Consider the following 21609-nt stretch of genomic DNA (forward strand, 5'->3'; position numbering starts at 1 on the left):
GCTTTACTGCACTGCTGCACTAAAAGGGACTGTCCCTTGTGCTGCTTTAAAGCGGTAAAGTGTCTGTACATAACATTTAGGAGGTAATCTTATGTCTGATCATCCAATCGAAGGACTTATGACTACAGCAATGGAAAATCTTAAAGAAATGATTGACGTCAATACGATTATCGGAGATCCAGTTGAAACACCGGATGGAAGTGTAATCCTGACAGTTTCAAAGGTAGGTTTCGGTTTTGCCGCAGGCGGAAGCGAATTTATCCTCAACGGCAAGGGAGATAAAGAAGGTCAAGATGGCAGGCAAGGCAAGAAGGAGCAGCCTTTCGGCGGAGGTAGCGGCGGCGGGGTTTCCATCACGCCGATTGCGTTTTTGATCGTTGGCTCCAAAGGAATTAAAATGCTCCACCTAGACGAAAATACTCATTTACTTGAGAAAATCCTGGATTTAGCACCTGGTGTTATGGAGAAAATCCAAGGGATGATGAAGAAAAACCAACAGGACAACGGTCAGGGACAACAGCAGAACCAAAACCAAAACCAAAATCATAATAATGGGCAGAATCAATCGTTTGATTTCTAATTGAATGGAATAAATAGGACTGATCAGGTTCCCGCCGGGAATACAATCTGATCAGTCTTCGTTATTCATGGGCCGGGGGTTCTGGAGAGTTTATAGCGAAGTATAGAAAATCTCCCATTATGAAGAGATAAGCAGATGTCCCTAAAACGTCTTACCATTCAAGCAGGCGGTTTACCTGTGAAGAACATGAATAATCAACAATAAGCGGAATTTCTCCGGTTAAGCTCCGAAATTACATGGGATATGGGGTATATAAGCGGAATTTTTCCGCTTAAGCACAGCTGAATAGACCAATTTTCACATCTTTTTAGCAAATAAGCGTAATTTCTCCGCTTAATTAAGCTGTTTCTGATGATTTTTTTTAAAAAAGTGGAATTTCTTCCCTTATTTCTTAAATTTTTTTCATCTGGAATAAATTGCGTTGAAACCAATCGGTGGGCCTTTTTTGCAGAGGCCGGTAAGAGAGGCTTCAAGGCGTAGAGCAAACCGCCAATTCTCATTGGTGGGTTTGATTCTATAACAGATGCTCGAACAATTAGGGTTCTCCAAAGCAGGCTGCCAATCTGCGAACCGCAGTGTAAAAGGACAAAAATACAATCATATTAGTTGATTTCCTTTGAAACCGTTCGGTACGATAAAGAAGATTCATACTTAAAGAGGAGGTATTTCAATATGGCTTCTATCACATTTAAAAATAATCCTGTTACACTTTCAGGAATTGAAGTAAAACCTGGAGATTCCGCTCCGGATTTTACAGTTTTAGCTAACGATCTATCAGAAGTATCTCTTAACGACACAAAAGGCAAGGTCCGGTTAATCAGTGTGGTGCCTTCCATTGATACGGGAGTTTGTGATGCGCAGACACGCAAATTCAACGAGGAAGCCGGAAATCTTGAGAATGTAGAAGTATTAACTCTATCCGTTGATTTGCCATTTGCCCAGAGACGCTGGTGCGGTGCAAACGGAATTGAAAACGTTCAAACATTATCGGATCACCGGAATTTGTCCTTCGGTGAAGCATACGGCGTTCATATTAAAGAAATGCGCCTTCTTGCCCGTGCGGTATTTGTAGTCGACAGCAATGATAAAGTGACCTACGCTGAATATGTCAGTGAGGCAACCAATCATCCGGATTATGATGCAGCAATCGAAGCGGTTAAAAACGCTCAGTAAATTAAATGAGTTGTTATTAAGACTGGCCCTGGAGCAATCCTTCAGGGCTGTTTTTTGTTGGTGAAATAAAATGTTGAGCCAGGCTTAGAAGGCGGAAATCGAGTCAGGCTCAAAAAGCAGAAAATGAGCCAGGCTCACCGAAATCATCATCCTTATCAGGCTGGTTATCGGGATGTAATTGGCCATTCCCCTCTGGACAGCAAGTAACCTTCTTTGACACTTGTGCAGACAAAGGTAAAATAGAGAAAGAATCAATAGTAAAGGAGACAGAGACATATGACGGTTTCTCCAATAGAGAATTTATTTAATACACTAGACGAAACAGCGTTAATCCTGCAAGAGGAATTATCCTGTACATACCTGGAAGCCATTGCAGAAAGCGGGGAAAATCTTTTTCATGGAGATATCCTGCAAGATGAGCTGACCGAATTGACGAAGAAAAGGCTTCAAAAGAAATACAGCGATGCCGGTCTTGAAAGCATGGAAAAAGAGCAGATACGCAAAGCACTTCAGCTTGCGATTCTAAAAGGCATGAAGGAAAGTTCACAGCCTAACCACCAAATGACTCCAGACGCAATTGGTATGTTCCTCAGCTACTTAACGGGAAAATTCACTAAAGGCAGCAGGGAATTGCGCCTTCTTGATCCCGCAATTGGGACAGGCAACCTGCTGACAACCGTTCTGAACGGTCTTTCAGATAAGAAAGTGGCTTCTGTCGGAGTAGACGTCGATGACCTTTTGGTGAAGCTGGCCTACATTGGAGCGAATCTTCAGAAGCATCCACTGGAACTGTTTAACCAGGATTCACTGGAGCCGCTTTTCATTGACCCTGTCGACCTAGTCATCTGTGATCTGCCAGTCGGCTACTATCCTAACGACTTAAGGGCTGCCGACTATGAATTGAGAAGTGATAAAGGACATTCTTACTCTCATCACCTTTTCATCGAGCAGAGTGTGAAGCATACGAAGCCAGGGGGCTACTTGTTCTTCCTTGTTCCGAATCACTTATTCGAGTCTGAGGAAGCAAAAAAACTGCACGGCTATTTTAAAGAACAAGTTTACATTCAAGGCTTGCTGCAATTACCGATGTCTCTTTTCAAAAATGAAAGTTCAGCAAAAAGCATTCTAATTCTTCAAAAGAAGAAAGCAGATGTGAAACCGCCTAAAGAAGTCCTTATGGCGAATATGCCGTCTCTTTCCAATCCCAAAGCGATGGAAAATATGCTGGCGAAGATGGATCAATGGTTTAAGGAAAATAAATAAGGGAAAGCAAAAACTAGGTAAAGTCGCAATCGTTATTGGACTTTGCCTTTTTTCTGTGAATATGTACTCTTGCTCCTGCAATAAAATTGCACAGTCTTAAATGGACTAATCTGCTAAACGTATTATTTTCTGAAAATATTTATTTTATCATGAAAACGATTACCTGCGAACCTTACCCTTGAAAAGGCAAACAAGCAGTGATTAAATGAAAAATTGAGAGATATAAAGTCATGAAATGAACAAACTATGATAGAACGCACCAACACAAGATAGAACAGACAAAAGGAGCGGAAAATAAAATGGCAAAAATGATTGCAATCAATGCTGGCAGCTCTTCTTTAAAGTTCCAGCTTTTCGAAATGCCTCAAGAAGATGTTATTACAAAAGGTCTGATTGAACGAATCGGATTGAACGACTCTGTATTCAGCATTTCTGTGAACGGAGAAAAACAGGAAGAAGTTACGGATATCCCTAATCACGAAGTAGCCGTTAAGATGCTCCTTGATAAATTGACGTCTGCAGGTATCATTGAATCCCTTGATGAAATCGAAGGAATTGGACACCGTGTCGTCCACGGGGGAGAAGTATTCAACGATTCAGTTCTTATTACTGACGAAGTAATCGAAAAAATTGAGGAGCTTTCTGAACTTGCACCACTTCATAACCCAGCGAATATCACTGGAATCAAGTCTTTCCAAAGTGTGCTGCCGAACATCCCTGCAGTAGCCGTATTCGACACAGCTTTCCATCAGACAATGCCGGAAAGTTCATTCCTATACAGCCTGCCATATGACTATTATGAAGACTATGGCATCCGTAAATACGGCTTCCACGGAACTTCCCATAAATATGTTTCTGAGCGTGCGGCAGAAATGCTTGGCCGTCCAAAAGAGCAGCTGAGACTGATCTCCTGCCACTTAGGGAACGGTGCAAGTATCGCTGCAATCGAAGGCGGAAAATCAATCGATACTTCCATGGGCTTCACACCGCTTGCAGGAGTTGCGATGGGAACCAGATCAGGTAACATTGACCCTGCCCTTATTCCGTTCATCATGGAGAAGACTGGCAAGACAGCGGATGAGGTATTAGATGTCCTCAATAAAAAATCAGGTATGCTTGGGGTTTCCGGTCTTTCCAGTGACCTGCGTGACATTGAAGGCCAGGCGGCAGAAGGAAACGAACGTGCAGAGTTGGCATTGGAAGTCTTCGCAAACCGCATCCATAAATACATCGGTTCTTACGCTTCCCGCATGTATGGTGTTGATGCCATCATCTTCACTGCCGGCATTGGGGAAAACAGTCAGATCGTTCGTGAAAAAGTCCTAAAAGGCCTTGAATTCATGGGCATCTACTGGGATCCGGCAAGAAACAAAGTAAGAGGAGAAGAAACATTCATCAACTATCCTCATTCTCCTGTAAAAGTCATGATTATCCCAACAAATGAGGAAGTCATGATTGCCCGTGATATTCAGCGTTTGACTGTTTGATTATCTAAAAAATTATTATAACTTGTTAAAAAGCCTGCTTTTCTATACTGCTTAGTATAGAATAAGCAGGCTTTTTTATATAAAGTCGTGGGGATGAATGCACATACATTTCAAGTGTGAAATCTAAAAATTCTGAATTATAAAGACAACTAAAGAGCTGTTTGATATAATTAGTAGGAAATTATTTCAAATGAAATCTAAAAAGGGAGTGTACTTTGTGGAAGAATTTAAGCAGCAAATTAAAAACTTAGCTGGTCGTATAGAGAGAATCAAAGGAAATATACAAACAGAAGAAGCTACGAAAACGTCTTTAGTTATGCCTTTAATTCAATCTTTAGGATATGATATTTTCAATCCCGAAGAACTAGTTCCCGAGTTTGTTGCAGATGTAGGAATTAAAAAGGGAGAAAAAATTGATTATGCGATTATGCAAAACAATGAACCAGTAATCCTAATTGAAGCAAAGAGTGTTAATGAAATGTTAACCAAACATGACTCTCAATTGTTTAGGTATTTTGGTACTACCAAAGCAAAGTTCGCTATCCTCACAAATGGAATAGAATATAAATTTTTCACTGATCTAGAAGAGCAGAACAAAATGGATTCGAAGCCATTTTTCACAATTGATATGCTTAATTTAAAAGATGTTGATATAATTGAACTTGCTAAATTTCGGAAGACTGATTTTGATGTGGTAAATGTCCTTACAACTGCCTCTGAATTAAAGTACACAGGAGAAATCAAGCAGTATTTAAGTCAACAATGGGAAGGTCCTTCAGAAGACTTCATCAAAGTTATCCTTAATGATATTTACCAAGGTGTCAAAACGAAAAGAGTTATTGATAATTTTAGAGAATTAGTAAAAAAATCTCTAAATCAGTATGTTAATGATAAGGTCAATGAAAAGTTACAAAAAGCTTTGAATACTTCAAGTGAAAGTAATACTCCTAATATAACTGCTGCTATAGAAGTAGAAAAAGAAAAGAAAATAACTTGCCAGTCAAATCCCCTCAAGATGAAATCCACACTACAGAAGAAGAAATTGAAGGATACGTACTAGTGAAATTGATCCTAAAAGAAGAATTTGATCCATCCAGGGTGTTTTATAGGGATAACAAGAGTTACTTTAATGTTTTATTAGATGATAACATTAGAAGATGGATTTGCAGGTTAGGGTTTAATGGATCCAATAAGTACATCTTATTCAACGATGAAAGTCGAACAAACCTTAAAATTGAATCAGTAAATGACATTACTCTGTATAAAGAGAAGATTCTAGCTGTAGCAAGACAGTTTGACTCTGTTGTTAGCAGCTGAAGGACAAACAAAAATTTAAGTGCACAAAACAGATAGTAGTAAATATTCCAGTTACCAGAGTGATGGAGAGATTCTCACTCTTTCTTTATGCCTTCTTTCAATACAAATTGAAATAGACAATTTTTAGACTAAGGCTCTTTTCTAAGAGATTGTTTTTTTTCGCAGTGTTGATTGGAGTGGAAGGTGTCCGACCTCCTGCGGGACTAGCGGGACAGGTGAGACCCCGCAAGCGAAGCTGAGGAGGCTCACCGCCCGCCCCGCGGAGTCGTGCACCTGGAACGGAAATCAACAACTCTTTAATTAAACAACATTGAAAGTACAGATTGATTAATTAAGCTTTACAGAAATACTTTGTTATTGTATAAGTAGTAACCCAGCCAATATGGTATATTAAAGAAAATCATGTCTTCATAAGGAGTTGAGATCGATGGAGTTGTCCCAAAGAGATGAAAGAGTGCTGGAAGAGATTCGGCAGTGGCAGGATTCCCTTTATGATTATGAGGCGAATGATCTTGAGAATACATATGTAAAGTGGCTTGATGGTGCGTTTTCCGCACTTCCGGTCGATGTGCAGGAGCAATTTTTCCAAAAGCTTGATGGATGGCTGTTTCATTTACATTCTTTGCTGCAGGGCTCTCAGCTTCAGAATGATGCCCGGGAACGTATATTGAAAACCGCTCGTGCTTTTCACCATGAGGTTGAGATAATCGAAGACCTTCACTTATTAACGATTGATCAGCTTCATTATATAGCCATGCAGCATTCCGGCCGCCATCAGTTCTATTCTTTTGTACAAGGTGGACTGACTGGTACTGGCGGAGCGGCAGCACTTGGTGCGGATTTGCCGGCGATGGCCGTCATCAATTTACGTTCCATTCAGCTGATTGCCATTTCGTATGGTTTCGATGTTCAAACACCTTTTGAAATGATGACATCTTTGAAGGTTTTCCATGCAGCTACTCTCCCGGCTAGATTGAGGGCAGCAGCCTGGGAAGAATTAATGGAGGACCTCGAAAGAAAAGAAAATGACTATTTTTATAATGGCACTGAAAAACTTACGGATTACACCTGGATGGAAGGTCCTTTGAAGCATATGCTCAAAGGGACAGTCATTACGATGTTTAGGAAAAAACGCCTGTCAGGAATACCGCTGATCAGCATGGCGGTCGGCGCTGGAGTCAATTATCAATTCACAAGAAAAATGAATGATTTTGCAGAGAAGTATTATCAATATCGTTACTTATCCAGAAAGCGCAGTGATGGATAAATAACAAAAAGACCAACCGCCAGCCGGTTGGTCTTTTGCTTATTGATCGTCAGTTCTGACTACTAAAACATCACACTTAGCTGAGCGGGTGATATGCTCTGATACGCTTCCTATCAGGAACCTCTCCATTGCGCTCAGTCCTGTAGCTCCACAGACAATCAGATCTGCACTGACTTTTTCCGCTCCGTCTTTCGGAATGATGACTTTCGGGGATCCATATTCAATCAGGGTATCAACATTGGTTACGCCTGCCTGATGCGCTTGCTCTTTATAAGATGTCATTAATTCTTTTGCGTATTGGTCAGCGCGGTCACCTACTGACTGCTCATAGGATTCCACCGTTGCAAATGACCTCGCATCGATTACATGCAGGATCGAGAGTTTCGCATCATTACGTAATGCAATATCGATTGATTTTGTAAATGCCCATTCAGCTTCTTTAGACCCATCAACTGCTACAAGTATGTTTTTATACTTCAAAGTCATGGCTCATCCCTCCTTAACTTAATTTTACTATATATTTCCTATAATATCTGTTACAAAATTTCAAAAGCTATTAGTAATTATCTTTCCGAAAAAGGAGGACATTAAACCATGGATAAAAAGAACAGATTATCACAGCAGAGTTTTTATGATGAAAGAGCGGCAGAGCAAACCTCGGCTCAAATCATGGATTCTTATGAATCAGGCCTTCATGCTGGCGAAGCTGGGCCGCTAAGTTCAAGCAATCTTCAAGATCAAGATGAAGAGCAGATGTGACGAGAAAATGCTGTCCTGAAAATCATTCAGGACAGCATTTTATTGCATTCCTAGTTCTCTGAATGAATCTCAGAAAGGACCTCTGCCAGGATATCTGCCGTTCTATACTCTTCTTCAAGAGTGTTTTCTGCGCCGCCAATATTAATGGATAATGAGCGATTTAAACAGATCCTGGTTGCAGGTTGATTGCTGAATAAAAAACCGCCAAGCTTAAAGAGCTTGACGGCTTTGATCCTTCACAATATGTTGCTTAGACCGATGCGATACGATACTGTAAATCGCAAATGTAAGCAAAAAACTGATAAACCCAGGCGACCATTTTTCTGGAATCAAGAAGTAAATCACCAGAGCAGCACCCAGCGTGTATATGGCCTTGTTATTGTATTGAAAGGCACCAGTAGCGATCCTTTCGAGATCTTCTTCCGCTATCCTTGCTTTCTTGATATACAAATAGTCAGCCGCGATAACAGCGGAGAGGGGAATGACGAACGCGCCGAGCAGGGAAATATAGTCTTGGGCATTATCGACCAGCGCCGGAAAACAGCTCAATATGATGCCTGCTGAACCGAAAGCAAGTGCGCTTTTTACTCTTCCAAGTGAAGGGATGGCATTAAGGAGGCTGTATCCTCCCGTATAAGCGTTACTGAGATTGATCGATATCATGGAGACCATCGCGCAGATCCCAATCAGGATGGTCAGGAGTGCCGACCCGGTCTGTTCTGTTGCAGCAACGAAAGGGTTGGAGTTTTGAAATAATGCCGCACTGAAGGTTCCCAGCAGGGCTGTCATGAAAAATCCGAATACATTGCCGGCAAACAGGCCCCAGAACCCTTGTTTTCCAGATTTGGCATAACGTGTAATATCAGAAGAAGCGCTCACTCCGGAAACATATTGGACAAAGGCCAGGCTGGCAAAGAACACAAACGGGCCAAAAGAGAATCCTCCTCCTGAGACCAGGACTCCGCTTCCAATCCCATCAGCCGCAGATGTGATAAAGATGACGAGTATGGCTGCCTGCCCAATCAATAGGAAAGGCATGAACATCTTGGTTGCCTTTTTAACAGCCTCAAATCCGATTAAAGCCAAGACCGTCATGATCAATGCGAGTGAGATGGCAATCGGAACCAGAGGAAGTTCGAATCCAGTCGCCTTTTTCACGAGTGACAACACGACCAATGTACCGCCGATTGTCTGGACACTGAACCAATATAGGGAAGTCAGGGACCGGACAGGGGATGCGACGAGCCTTGAAAGCCTCGTTCCGATCATTGACCTTATGACATACTGAGCGGGCAGGCCGTACCTTGCCCCTGGTAATGATAGAAGTGAGACAAATAAAAAGGCAATGCTCCCTCCAAGAAGCGTACTGATTATAGCCCATATCATGGACAACCCGCCTTCCATTACAGCTAAGGCAGGCACAAGGAAATTCCCTGCATTAACTGAGAAAGCAAGCTGAATGATGAAATATTCAAACCAAGTAGTGGTTTTTAAATGCTGAGGTACAGATTCCAATCCTAATCTTTCGATCATCGGTTTTTTCATCATGAGGACTCCTTCTATCTTCGAAGTAATTCTATTCTATTGTAAAGGAAGTGGGGGAAAAGTGAAGACCTGAAGTTTAATAACCTAATATTTCATGAAGGAGCTGCAGTGGTAATAAGTTGTTTAATTTTAAAGGCTTTTTCGTATACTTTGTTGCTTCTTTTTATTAATTTCGTATAAATTTCGTAAGATAACGCCATTATATTCTGGTAGCCAAAAGAAATGAGCGGCTAACCAGATAGAGAGAAAAATCTTAGTATCAGAAGGGAGATACTGCCGAAAGCAATTAAATGCGAATCCAGTCTATTTAAAAGGCCGTTTGCTAACTAATTGCTGATTTTGAATGCGCTTTTACCTTCATCCCCCTTTAAGTAGGAGGATTGAAGCGGAAGGCGTGCGACCTCCTGCGGGACTAGCGGGACAGGTGAGACCCCGCAGGCGAAGCCGAGGAGGCTCACCGCCCGCCCCGCGGAGTCGTCCGCCTGGAGCGGAAATCCATTTCGTTTAAAAAAGCCACAATCTATAAGAAAACAGCCATTTTAAAAGAAGAGGAATATCCTAAAGACAGTCAGCGGCATGTTATCTAAAGGTTTTTTCATCAACTAATTACCCGCATATAGATAGGGAAAATTCAGGCTTTTCTGTCTAAATGTAAATGCTTACATTTCCTATAAAATTGTTTAGCATTTTAAGAATGATAGTGTTATATTAGTTAAGAAGTTTTACAATGGATTTGAAATGAGGAGGTTTTTTTAATGCGTATCGGAGTACCAATTGAAATAAAAAACAATGAAAACCGAGTGGCAATGACACCGGCAGGAGTGGTGAACCTTACCCAGTTCGGCCATGAAGTGTATATTGAATCCGGGGCGGGCCTCGGCTCTGGTTTTACTGATGAACAATATACAGCCGCTGGAGGTCACATTGTTGGAAGCGCATCTGAAGCATGGTCCATGGATATGGTCATGAAGGTAAAAGAACCGCTGCCAAGCGAATATCAGTATTTCCGTGAAGGATTAATCCTATTTACATATTTACACCTGGCTCCAGAGCCGGAGTTGACGAAAGCACTAATTGACAATAAAGTAGTCGGGATTGCTTACGAAACAGTTGAAGCAAACCGTACTCTTCCGCTATTGACGCCTATGAGCGAAGTTGCCGGAAGAATGGCTACGCAAATCGGAGCGCAGTTCCTTGAAAAAATCCATGGTGGAAAAGGAGTCCTTCTATCAGGAGTTCCTGGAGTAATGCGCAGCCGTGTAACAATCATCGGAGGCGGAGTTGCTGGAACAAACGCTGCAAAGATGGCCGTCGGACTTGGAGCGCAAGTAACGATCCTGGATTTAAATCCAGAGCGCCTTCGCCAATTGGATGATATCTTCGGAAGCGACGTCCAGACTCTGATGTCCAATCCGTTGAATATCGAAAAAGCTGTAGCTGAGTCCGACCTTGTTATCGGAGCAGTCTTGATCCCTGGTGCAAAAGCGCCGAAGCTGGTTACAGAAGACATGATCAAATCCATGATGCCTGGTTCAGTTGTGGTGGATATTGCCATAGACCAGGGAGGAATCTTTGAAACAACGGACCGCATCACGACTCATGATGACCCGACATACGTGAAGCACGGAGTTGTTCATTATGCGGTTGCGAACATGCCTGGTGCCGTTCCGCGTACATCTACAATCGCCTTGACAAATGTTACGGTTCCTTACGCGATTCAGATTGCAAACAAAGGATACAAAGATGCATGCCTTGGAAATGAGCCATTGCTAAAAGGAATCAACACATTGAACGGATATGTTACCTATAAAGCAGTAGCAGAAGCACATGACCTCGACTACTCTGATACAAAAACACTGCTTGATCAAATTTAATTAATGCGAAGGCTGTCCCGTGAAAATGGGACAGTCTTTTTTATCGATTTTTTTAAAAAAGATGGTTTCCTCTCTCCTCACATCCATGTGGCGGGAAGTGAGCCTTAGCAGCTTCATAAAAAGCTAAGAGGTGAGCGATTAGATGTTCTTTTACAAGTAATTGAAAGAGCGTCTTGAATAGTAAAACAAATACTTTTGAAAAATAAGAAAACCAGCTTTGAGCTAAGGAAGAACGGCCGAATTCTTCAGGCCAGCACGAGGGCGTACGTCTGAGGAATAAACCATGAGGAAAATAAGGGGAGAATTTCCCGTTAACTGCGGATCTGAGCTCATTTTGTTGGTGAATAAGGGGAGAATTTCCCCTTATTCAAGGTTTAAGTATCTATTTTTTAGTCTTTTAAATCAAATAAGGGGAAATTCTCCCTCTATTTAAGCTGTTTTTCAGTACCATCTATTAATTAAGGGAAGTTTTTCCCTCTATTTCTAGAGAAATCATTTACTTTTAAAAGATGAAAATACAGGGTAGAAAAAGAATGGAGCGTGGAAAAAGGATATGAGCTGTCAATCAAGAACTAAGTATTGTAGAAGCTATGCTTATTGGGAAATTGGATAAACAGAAGTTTGATGGTTTTATCGGGGAAAACCCATTCGCAGCGCAGTAAACTATTTCACAGGAGGGCTAAAGAATGAAAGTTTCTTATCATGGACATTCGGTTGTCAAAGTAGTCACAGAAAATCATACGATACTAATTGACCCATTTATCAGCGGAAATGAACTCACTGACCTTAAAGTGGACAATGAAAATCCGGATGTAATTTTGCTTACTCATGGCCATAATGACCATGTCGGTGACACAATCGACTTGGCGAAGAAAAATGACGCACTTGTAGTGGCTCCTTTTGAATTGGCTACATACTTAGGCTGGCAGGGAGTGAACACCCACCCGCTGCATATCGGGGGAGGGTATGACTTTGAATTTGGAAGAGTGAAGCTGACACAGGCATTTCACGGCTCTTCCTATGAAACAGAAGACAAACAGATTATCTACACTGGAATGCCGGCTGGAATCCTGCTTACGGCAGAAGGGAAAACAATCTACCATGCTGGAGATACGGCACTTTTCTCCGATATGAAGCTGATAGGGATGCGAAATACCATTGATCTTGCCTTCCTTCCAATCGGAGACAACTTTACGATGGGACCTGATGATGCCGTTCTGGCAGCGGAATTTATAAACGCTAAAATAGTTGTGCCGATTCATTACAACACATTCCCGCCAATCAAACAGGATCCTGAAAAATTTGTTTCCATGTTGAAAGGACAAGAAGGAAAAGTAATGAATGCTGGGGATGTAATTGAACTTTAATTATCGAGAACACTGATCCGAGGTTGGGTCAGTGTTCTTTTGTTTTGGGGAATTGAGCCTGGCTCAAAAGGGAGGGTCTGAGCCTGGCTCAAAAGGGGGGATCTGAGCCAGGCTCAAAAGAGGGAAACTGAGCCAGGATCAAAGTATTCCATCACAAAGAATAATGAGAAGGGATTGTCCCGCATACATATTAAACAAGCTAGTAAAAGGAGGAAGTATATGAAAAAGCAGCGTTATTTGATTTGTTTATTGCTGGCCGGGATGATGCTCTACTATGCCGTTCCACGACTGAATGTATTTGCAGAAGGGTTGTCAGGCTGGTTTGCCATCAGCTGGCTTGCTTTTGCAGCCATTGTTATAGCAGGTAATTTATCAGGGATGCTCTTTGCTCCGCGCAAACTGAAAGTGAAAGGGAAACAGGTGAAAAGGAAGAAAGAAGTCAGAAAGATTCGTTCTTTTGGCTGAGAATTCAGGAGAAAATTGAAACACCAGGCTTTTCACTTTATAATTAAGATACTATTTCAGGCAGTATAAGAAGGGTGAAAAGCTTGGCAACCAAACATGAGCAAATAATTGAGTATATCGATACACTCCCCATTGGAGAAAAAATATCCGTCAGGCAGATCGCCAAGGCTTTAAATGTCAGTGAAGGCACGGCATACAGAGCGATCAAGGATGCTGAGACAAAAGGGTATGTAAGCACGATTGAAAGAGTCGGGACCATCCGGATTGAAAGAAAGAAAAAAGAGAACATCGAAAAGCTGACTTTTGCAGAAGTGGTCAACATTATTGATGGACAAGTTCTTGGCGGGAGAACAGGGCTGCATAAAATGCTCAATAAGTTTGTTATTGGCGCAATGAAACTCGAGGCCATGATGCGTTACACAGAGGCCGGGAACCTGCTGATTGTCGGCAACCGGACAAAAGCTCATGAGCTCGCCTTGAAAGCAGGCGCAGCTGTGTTGATTACCGGTGGATTTGATACTGAAGAAAGTGTCAAACGCCTTGCCGATGAGCTTGAATTGCCTGTCATATCGACGAGTTATGATACTTTTACCGTTGCCGCAATGATCAACCGTGCGATCTATGACCAGCTGATTAAGAAAGATATCGTATTGGTGGAAGATATTTTGACCGCAGAAGATCAGACGGCCTTTTTACAAGTTGGTGATACTTTGGAAGATTGGTATGAAAAAAATCAATCGACCTTCCACAGCCGCTTTCCTGTCATTGACCGGAACAGGAAGGTGCAGGGGATGGCGACTTCCAAGGACGTGATGGGTCAGGAAAAGAGTGCAGCTATTGAAAAGGTAATGACAAGAAAGCCGATTACTGTCAGAGCAAATACCAGTGTGGCCTCTGCAGCCCATATGATGATCTGGGAAGGCATTGAAGTCCTTCCGGTGGTTGATGACCAAAACAGGCTTCAAGGAATAATCAGCCGCCAGGATGTTCTAAAGGCGATGCAAATGATCCAGCGCCAGCCGCAGGTCGGGGAAACGATCGATGACAATATTACGAGCAATATGACAACTTCAGATACCAAAGACTCTGCTGAGGCAAGCTACCAATTTCCAGTCACTCCGCAAATGACCAACGGGCTCGGAACCATTTCCTATGGTGTATTTACAACTCTGGTGACAGAAGCGGCCAACAGGGCGTTGAAATACTACAAAAAAGGAGATCTGGTGGTTGAAAATATGACAGTTTATTTCATCAGATCCATTCAAATGGAGAGCGTGATCGACATCCGGCCGAAAGTATTGGATGTAGGGCGCAAGTTTGGGAAGGTGGATGTAGAAGTCTATCATGAAACGGTGTTAGTGGGAAAAGCCATGATGATCTGCCAGCTCATCGACAAACATTAATTACAAAGGCTGTTTTCGTATAGACTGTTGCTTTCGGAAAAACCCCAAGAGCTGGATTTTTCCCCTGAATACTAATGTTTATCTCTCTTAACAGGGCGAGCAGCTCTTTTCTTTCTTGCTTACCAGGATATATAGGTGAATTCTGGTGATGTTTTTCGAAATTCATATTAAATAGCAACAAAGTTTACGAAAAGAGCCATTACAAAAGCGCAAGCGCCCTGAACAGGCCCGCCAGGCAAATCTTATTTTGCCCAAAACCTAAACAATAAAAAACCTGCATTCAAAAATGAATGCAGGTTTTATAAGCCGTTACTGGTTATCGAGTTCCTGTGCTTCTTTTATAGCCTGAGGCAGGAAATGCTTGTACACTTTCCAGCCCATCCAGGCACTTCCCAGTCCGATTATGATGAAAAGGGCAGAAATGATGTAAGTGAAAGTGGTCTGGAACAGAAACAGCTGATTGATTCCGAAAAAGGCGACAAAAAGTCCCAGAGCGATACTGGATTTACCTGAAAGCCATTTTTTCTCGATGAATCGTCTGCTTCTCACGGACTTCACTTTATAATAGAAATAAAAAGAAAATGAAAGAATGATTAAAAATACAAAAACGGGCATATCTTATATCCTCCAAAATATCGTTGGTTGAATTTTTGAATCTCCGTTTACTATTCTAACGGTATTTCTGCTGGATTCCAAATGAACTTTTTATGTCTAAAAGGAGTTTACCATGAAAGATCAAATTATCGAGATGATTAAAGAATATCAAACCATCATCGTGCACCGCCATGTCAGGCCGGATCCGGATGCATACGGGTCTCAGGGAGGGCTGGTGGAAATCCTGAGAGCCTCCTTCCCGGATAAGAATATTTATGCTGTTGGAAAAGAAGAACCGACACTGCATTACCTTAGAAGGCTGGACATAATTGAGGATAGTGTTTTTAAAGATGCTTTGATCATTGTCTGTGATACAGCCAACTCAGCGAGGATCTGTGATGACCGTTACAAGCTGGGTGATAAGCTCATCAAGATCGATCATCATCCTAACGAAGATCCTTATGGTGATTTATTATGGGTGGATACAGAGGCAAGCTCGGTCAGCGAAATGATCTATATGTTCTATCAGCATGGAAAAGATAAAGGACTCCAAATGACTGATGAAGCGGCCCGGCTGCTCTATGGGGGAATCGTCGGGGATACCGGAAGATTTCTATATCCAAGCACGACTCAGCGCACATTTGATGTAGCGGGAGAGCTCATCCGTTATGATTTCGACCGCAATGAGCTCTATAATAAAATGTATGAAGCTGATCCACAGGTGATTAAATTAGAAGGATATGTTCTCCAAAATTATGAGATGCTCGAGAATAACGTCGGGTGCATGACGATCACAAAGGAAATCCTTCAGCAATTCAAACTAGTTCCAGCTGAAGCGTCCCTTCTTGTAAGCTCACTCGGGAATGTAAGAGGAATCAAGGCCTGGGTCTTCTTTATAGAAGAGGCAGACCAGATCCGGGTTCGCTTCAGGTCAAAAGGTCCGGTGATCAATACTGTCGCCAAAAAGTATAATGGAGGCGGACATCCCCTGGCAGCAGGAGCTTCCATTTATGACTGGGCACAAAAGGATGAAGTTCTGGAAGACTTGATGCAGGTTTGTGCAGAGAATTGATAAATGAAAATCAGAAGAGGGGATTCGCCTGGCGATGACCCTCTGTTTTATTTAGCCGGGGTTTCTGGACATCTAAACTATATATTCGGGAGAGATATAGTAAAAGAGTTTATGCAGACCTGTGAAGTGATAAATGAAGAGAATGAATACTTCAAGAAGGCTTCTGGAGAATTGCGACTGCACAAAAAAAGAGAAGCAGCCAGCTTTTCTAAAGTCTGTATTCTAAAAGATTGCTGTTTTTTTGCTATTTTCCCCTCCTCCGCATTTTATATAGTAGGAATGCCGCTTGGAAGCTGTTGAGTTTCCTTCTGCCCAGCCTGTATAAAAAGTGGAAGCCTAGGTAAATCCCCTGTCAGGCAGATAAACACCCTATTATAATCCGGAAAACGTCTTATAGTATAGTGATTAGCGAGTAAACACCCTAGTATAATCAGAAAAACGTCTTATAGTATGGTGATTAGCGAGTAAACACCCTAGTATAATCAGAAAAACGTCTTATAGTATGGTGATTAGCGAGTAAACACCCTAGTATAATCAGAAAAACGTCTTATAGTATGGTGATTAGCGAGTAAACACCCTATTATAATCAGGAAAACGTCTTATAGTATAGTGATTAGCGAGTAAACACCCTAGTATAATCAGAAAAACGTCTTATAGTATAGTGAATAGCCCGAAAACACCCCATTTTAATCAGGAAAACGTCTTATAGTATGATGAATAGCGGATAAACGCCCTATTCATACAAAACAATATTAAACAGCATCCCAAAAAGCTTATAAGGTTGCCACGCAAAGCGTTTATTAACTTCAATAGAAAAAAGACCCGCCACCAAGCGGGTCTTAACTGCTTTACTACCCGTCATACTCCAGTTCCAGGAAAATCTGGATAACGGTATAAAAATAGATTTCCTTTATTTTTACTTTGTACCTCTTATCATTGATCCGCAGAGTTTTGTTTTCGATTGTTTTTTTGACGAGGTCCTTGTTTTTGTAAACAGAATCCAGGTCTTTTGCAAGCAGGGGGCTGAGATCTGATTTGATTTCCTCTTCTGCTTCAAAAATGCTGAGTGAATCATTGATTTTGAATTCTTTTGCGTTGACAATTTCCAGTTTGATGTCCTGGATGGTCAGCAGTTTGCTGTTTTCTTTATTCAGTTCTTTGAAGTCCTCCTGCCAATGGGAGATGTCCACTTCTAAATCCTCTATTGTTTTTTGCTGCGTTTCTATAAGGAACGTCTGCTCCTCCTGCAGGACACCGAACATGAACAAGAAAATGCTCCAGCTGATGACCCCGCCGATCAGAGCGCCTGCAAAGAATCTCTGCCAAGAAGGCTGCCTGTAATACGGAGGAATTCTCATGAGGAAATATGCTCCTGTGTAAGCCAAAAAATGAATAGTGCTGCTGTCTGGGCCCCTCCCATTGCAGAAAGGATCAAAAGGAACTGTTTAAAAACCTCTTTGGTTTCACCGTTCAGGAATCCTTTTTCAAAACTGTACAGAGTATCAAAGGTTCCGCCGATGGCCGCGATGATGGCCCATATCCTCAGTATTCTGGACAGCCGTGAAATTTCCGTAAGGAGCGGCTGGCCTGTCATGAATGCCGCAAGTCCTCCCAGCAGGCATCCCCCAAGAAGAACCCCCAATGCAATGAAATAACTTTTGAAAAGCTCCGGGAAGAAAGCTTCAGCCATTCTTATCAACTCCGAAAATAGTAATTTTTTTCATCAGGCGAGAATCGTATAAAAGTCCTCCCTCTATATATATGGGACGGGCCGCTGACATATGAAGAATAAGAGACATGAAAAAAGCGAACATATTTTCTTTTTCCTTATAGTTTCTTATAATGAAAGGAGGAGTATGTGAAAAGGAGTGTGAGTGCTCATGTCGTTTGTCCACTTGCAGGTGTCAAGCGCGTTCAGTTTATTGTCGAGCACAGCATCGGTCAAATCGCTTGTACAAAAAGCTGTACAGCAGCAGTATCGTGCTATCGCCATCACAGATCGAAACGTGATGTATGGGGTCATTCCGTTTTATCAGGAGTGCCGGAAGAACTGCATAAAGCCGATCATTGGGATGACTGTAGATGTGATGAGTGAAAGTGAGGATAGAAGCTTTCCGCTTGTGCTGCTTGCTAAAAATAATGCGGGATATGGAAACCTCTTAAAGATTTCCAGCGTGATTGGAACGAAATCCCCTGAAGGAATTCCCTACAAATGGCTGAAAGGGTACGGTAATGGCCTGATTGGGATCACCCCTGGAATCAAAGGAGAAATAGAACAGGGATTGCTTGCGGGATCTCATGAAAATGCAGAGGCCGCCTGCGTCAGGATGCAGAAAGTGTTTGGAAAGGATTCTTTTTATTTTTCGCTTCAAAATCATGGACTTCAAGATGAACGGATAATAGAGGAAGGCTTTCAGAAATTAAGTCAAAAGCACGGAGTCAAACAGATTGTGACCAATGATGTCCAGTTTGTTGAAAAAGAGGATGCGTTCGCTCAGGAATGCCTGCTGGCAATCAGGGACGGAGTCAAATTAGCGGATGATGAGCGTGAAACTCTTCCAAATGATCAGTACTATTTCAAGAGCAAGGATGAAATGCTTGAGTTGTTTGGCAGGCATGTGGATGCCTTGGAAAATACAATGAATGCAGCGAATGAATGCAATGTGGAGATCGCTTTCAATCAAAATCTGCTGCCCAAGTATCCTTTGCCGCCTGGTGAATCAGCTGACCAATACTTAGAGAAAGTGTGTTTGCAGGGGCTTAAGGAGCGGGGGCTCGAGAACACTGGTATATATATGGATAGACTGAAATATGAGTTATCAGTCATCCTCAAAATGAATTTCAGTGATTATTTCCTGATTGTATGGGACTTCATGAAGTTTGCCCGCGAGCAACATATTTTAACAGGACCGGGGAGGGGATCTGCAGCGGGTTCCCTCGTTGCCTATATCCTCAAGATCACCGATGTAGATCCGATTGTTCATGGCTTGTTGTTTGAAAGGTTCCTTAACCCGGAAAGAATCTCAATGCCTGATATCGATATTGATTTTCCCGATTATAGGCGGGAAGAAGTCATTGAATATGTGCATCAAAAATACGGAGATCTGCATGTTGCCCAGATCATCACTTTCGGGACCCTTGCGGCAAAAGCGGCCCTGAGAGATACAGCAAGGGTGTTCGGCTTTAATTCCAAGGAACTGGAGCAGCTGTCTAAGTTTGTTCCCTCCCGGCATGGCTTGTCCTTAAAGTCTGCGTACGATGAGTCGGCGGAGTTTAGAGACTTCATCAATGAGTCACAGCACAAGCAGAGGCTTTTCCAGACAGCCCTTAAGCTGGAGGGGCTTCCACGCCATGCTTCTACCCATGCGGCAGGGGTCATCATCAGTGAAAGGCCGCTTGTAGATTTGATTCCCATCCAGGCGGGTCAAGGAGACGTCCATCTGACTCAATATCCAATGGAGGTATTGGAAGAAATCGGGCTTTTAAAAATGGATTTTCTCGGCCTGAGGAACTTAACGATTCTGGACAGGATCGTTTCATCCATACGAAAGGGTACGGGAAAGAAATTCTCGCTGGATGCTCTTCCGCAGAATGATGAAAAAACATTCCAGCTTCTGAGCCAAGGAAGAACGGATGGGGTATTTCAGCTGGAATCGGATGGCATGAAAAATGTATTGGTGAAGTTGAGACCCACTTCTTTCGAGGATATCGTGGCGGTCAATGCTTTGTTCAGGCCAGGCCCAATGGAAAACATTCCATTGTTCATATCCAGGAAACATGGAGAGGAAAGCATAGACTATCCCCATTCCGATCTAAAGGAAATCCTCGGAATCACATACGGAGTCATCGTCTATCAGGAGCAAATTATGCAAATTGCTTCCAAAATGGCCGGTTTCTCTTTAGGGGAAGCCGATTTGCTGCGCAGGGCGGTCAGCAAGAAGAAACGGGATGTCCTGGACAGTGAACGAAAGCATTTCATCGACGGGGCATTAAAGAAAGGATATACGTTTGAAACGGCAGAGAAAATATATGATTTGATTGTAAGGTTCGCCAACTACGGCTTTAACCGTTCACACGCGGTTGCCTACAGTATGATCGCCTACCAGCTTGCCTACTTGAAAGCGAACTACCCTTCGTACTTTCTTGCCGCTCTGCTCACATCGGTGATCGGGAATGATGCCAAGGTTGCACAATATATCCGTGAGGCGAAACAGAATGATATTGATATCCTTCCGCCTTCAATCAATCTCAGTCAATTTCCTTTCAAAGTCGAAAAAAGGGGCATTCGCTACAGTCTGGGAGCGATCAGGGGTGTAGGGGCGGCAGCGCTGAAGGAAATCTATAAAGAGCGGCAGGGAAAGCCTTTTGCTGATTTGTTTGATCTCTGCTTAAGGGTATCTGTGAAAGCTGTCAATCGAAAGACGCTTGAAGCTCTTGTATTTTCTGGAGCACTGGATGACTTTGGTGAAGACCGGGCTACTCTGCTGGCAAGTCTAGATGTAGCTATTGAGCATTCTGAATTGGTCCGCCCGCGTGATCAGGAATATGACTTGTTCGAGGAGGAGGAGGCTTTTTTCCTGAAGCCCAAGTACACAGTAGTCGAGGATATGCCTCTTGAGAAGAAGCTGGAATACGAAAAACAGGTGCTCGGATTGTACTTGTCAGACCACCCAGTTTCACCCTTTGAAAAGTTATTCAAAGACATCTCTGCCATTGACCTTTTCGACCTTGAAGCGGGAAACAAAAATATCAGGGCAGGAGTCTATATCACTTCATTGAAGACGATCCGGACCAAAAAAGGCGAGGTAATGGCGTTCATTACCGCAAGTGATTCCAGCGGTGAAATGGAAGGCGTTGTTTTCCCCAATGCGTATAAGCAGTATTCTGCTTTGATTAAAGAAGGAAATATCCTCATGCTCGAGGGCTCTGTTGAAGAGCGGAATGATAAGATCCAGCTGCTGGTCAATAAAGCCTTCTCTATAGAAGAGGTAAAGTCACTATCCGATGAAATCAACAGGAGACTCTATCTGAAGGTGGATCATTCTGCTGGGGAAGCCATAGAAGCAGTGAAGAGAATTTTGAAGAAGTATAAGGGCAAGGTACCTGTCATCATCCATTTCGATGGAGAAAACAGAACGGTTCAGCTTCCGAATAACCAGTGGGTGAATCCATCGGCCGAATGCTTGCGTGAATTAAAGGAAGCTCTGGGAGAGAAAAATACAGTCCTGAAGTGACTCTGCTTCCTTATTTGCGGGGAATTTTGTTCGGAGAGCAACACCCCTGGCGCACAGCTTAAACACAGCATGGCAGGAATAGAAGATTATATGATGAAGCTTCAGGGCTTAGTTGAAATACAAAACACCGCCATGTATTGGTGGTGTTTTGCTGGTTTACCCGTCTTATTTCTTTTAAAGGGAATGGGTACAAATAGCAAAAAATCGTT

Annotated in this window: 17 protein-coding genes and 1 pseudogene; 13 read left to right on the forward strand and 5 right to left on the reverse strand. The window is 42.5% G+C overall.

Annotated elements, in window-relative coordinates:
* Positions 1 to 91 precede the first annotated feature (91 nt).
* From ytfJ to B9Z54_RS11005, 6 genes and pseudogenes are all read left to right on the forward strand, one after another.
* Positions 92 to 580 carry a GerW family sporulation protein gene (ytfJ, locus tag B9Z54_RS10975; RefSeq protein WP_113928435.1) on the forward strand — a complete coding sequence of 163 codons (489 nt, stop codon included), beginning with the start codon at positions 92 to 94 and terminating at the stop codon, positions 578 to 580.
* A 672-nt stretch (positions 581 to 1252) separates the two neighbouring features.
* Positions 1253 to 1753, forward strand: coding sequence for a thiol peroxidase (gene tpx, locus B9Z54_RS10980; protein ID WP_113928436.1), 501 nt, complete (start codon positions 1253 to 1255; stop codon positions 1751 to 1753).
* A gap of 276 nt (positions 1754 to 2029) precedes the next feature.
* Positions 2030 to 3016 carry a class I SAM-dependent methyltransferase gene (locus B9Z54_RS10990; protein WP_113928438.1) on the forward strand — a complete coding sequence of 329 codons (987 nt, stop codon included), beginning with the start codon at positions 2030 to 2032 and terminating at the stop codon, positions 3014 to 3016.
* A gap of 299 nt (positions 3017 to 3315) precedes the next feature.
* Positions 3316 to 4503 (forward strand): acetate kinase, encoded by a 1188-nt coding sequence (locus B9Z54_RS10995; RefSeq protein WP_113928439.1) that lies wholly within the window; start codon positions 3316 to 3318, stop codon positions 4501 to 4503.
* Positions 4504 to 4693: 190 nt separating this feature from the next.
* A pseudogene (locus B9Z54_RS11000) lies at positions 4694 to 5820 on the forward strand (type I restriction endonuclease).
* 427 nt (positions 5821 to 6247) lie between these two features.
* Positions 6248 to 7087, forward strand: a complete 840-nt coding sequence (locus B9Z54_RS11005) for an EcsC family protein (RefSeq protein WP_113928440.1) — start codon at positions 6248 to 6250, stop codon at positions 7085 to 7087.
* Positions 7088 to 7126: 39 nt separating this feature from the next.
* Here B9Z54_RS11005 and B9Z54_RS11010 read toward each other — a convergent pair whose 3' ends face one another.
* The gene (locus B9Z54_RS11010) at positions 7127 to 7573 is read right to left on the reverse strand and encodes a universal stress protein (RefSeq protein WP_113928441.1); all 447 of its coding nucleotides are present in this window, start codon (positions 7571 to 7573) and stop codon (positions 7127 to 7129) included.
* Positions 7574 to 7681: 108 nt separating this feature from the next.
* Between B9Z54_RS11010 and B9Z54_RS24815 the strand changes: the two genes are divergently transcribed.
* On the forward strand, positions 7682 to 7846 hold the full coding sequence (locus B9Z54_RS24815) for a hypothetical protein (RefSeq protein ID WP_162785177.1): 165 nt from the start codon (positions 7682 to 7684) through the stop codon (positions 7844 to 7846).
* Positions 7847 to 8056: 210 nt separating this feature from the next.
* Here B9Z54_RS24815 and B9Z54_RS11015 read toward each other — a convergent pair whose 3' ends face one another.
* Positions 8057 to 9391 (reverse strand): purine-cytosine permease family protein, encoded by a 1335-nt coding sequence (locus B9Z54_RS11015; protein WP_345840722.1) that lies wholly within the window; start codon positions 9389 to 9391, stop codon positions 8057 to 8059.
* A gap of 755 nt (positions 9392 to 10146) precedes the next feature.
* On the opposite strand from B9Z54_RS11015, the gene ald reads away from it, so the two are divergent.
* From ald to B9Z54_RS11035, 4 genes are all read left to right on the forward strand, one after another.
* Entirely contained in the window at positions 10147 to 11265 is a 1119-nt protein-coding gene (gene ald / locus B9Z54_RS11020; RefSeq protein ID WP_113928443.1) for an alanine dehydrogenase, read from the forward strand.
* A 686-nt stretch (positions 11266 to 11951) separates the two neighbouring features.
* A complete protein-coding gene (locus B9Z54_RS11025) occupies positions 11952 to 12632 on the forward strand; it encodes a metal-dependent hydrolase (protein ID WP_113928444.1) in 681 nt (226 codons plus the stop codon).
* A gap of 219 nt (positions 12633 to 12851) precedes the next feature.
* Positions 12852 to 13097, forward strand: coding sequence for a hypothetical protein (locus B9Z54_RS11030; RefSeq protein ID WP_113928445.1), 246 nt, complete (start codon positions 12852 to 12854; stop codon positions 13095 to 13097).
* 83 nt (positions 13098 to 13180) lie between these two features.
* Positions 13181 to 14500, forward strand: a complete 1320-nt coding sequence (locus tag B9Z54_RS11035) for a CBS domain-containing protein (RefSeq protein ID WP_113928446.1) — start codon at positions 13181 to 13183, stop codon at positions 14498 to 14500.
* A gap of 309 nt (positions 14501 to 14809) precedes the next feature.
* Here the strand turns inward: B9Z54_RS11035 and B9Z54_RS11040 are convergent, their stop codons facing one another.
* Positions 14810 to 15115 carry a YtpI family protein gene (locus B9Z54_RS11040; protein WP_113928447.1) on the reverse strand — a complete coding sequence of 102 codons (306 nt, stop codon included), beginning with the start codon at positions 15113 to 15115 and terminating at the stop codon, positions 14810 to 14812.
* Between the two features lie 112 nt (positions 15116 to 15227).
* Between B9Z54_RS11040 and B9Z54_RS11045 the strand changes: the two genes are divergently transcribed.
* Entirely contained in the window at positions 15228 to 16166 is a 939-nt protein-coding gene (locus tag B9Z54_RS11045; protein ID WP_113928448.1) for a DHH family phosphoesterase, read from the forward strand.
* A gap of 851 nt (positions 16167 to 17017) precedes the next feature.
* Here B9Z54_RS11045 and ytrI read toward each other — a convergent pair.
* Together ytrI and ytrH are read right to left on the reverse strand one after the other, a co-directional pair.
* The gene (gene ytrI, locus B9Z54_RS11055) at positions 17018 to 17524 is read right to left on the reverse strand and encodes a sporulation membrane protein YtrI (RefSeq protein WP_113928450.1); all 507 of its coding nucleotides are present in this window, start codon (positions 17522 to 17524) and stop codon (positions 17018 to 17020) included.
* On the reverse strand, positions 17521 to 17856 hold the full coding sequence (gene ytrH, locus B9Z54_RS11060) for a sporulation membrane protein YtrH (RefSeq protein WP_113928451.1): 336 nt from the start codon (positions 17854 to 17856) through the stop codon (positions 17521 to 17523). The genes ytrI and ytrH overlap by 4 nt, the downstream gene beginning before the upstream one ends.
* Positions 17857 to 18046: 190 nt before the next feature.
* Here ytrH and dnaE point away from each other — a divergent pair, with 190 nt between their 5' ends.
* A complete protein-coding gene (gene dnaE, locus B9Z54_RS11065) occupies positions 18047 to 21400 on the forward strand; it encodes a DNA polymerase III subunit alpha (RefSeq protein ID WP_113928452.1) in 3354 nt (1117 codons plus the stop codon).
* The last annotated feature ends 209 nt before the right edge of the window (positions 21401 to 21609 follow it).

The sequence above is a fragment of the Bacillus sp. P14.5 genome, assembly GCF_003316765.1.
Classification (GTDB): Bacteria; Bacillota; Bacilli; order Bacillales; family Bacillaceae_B; genus Rossellomorea.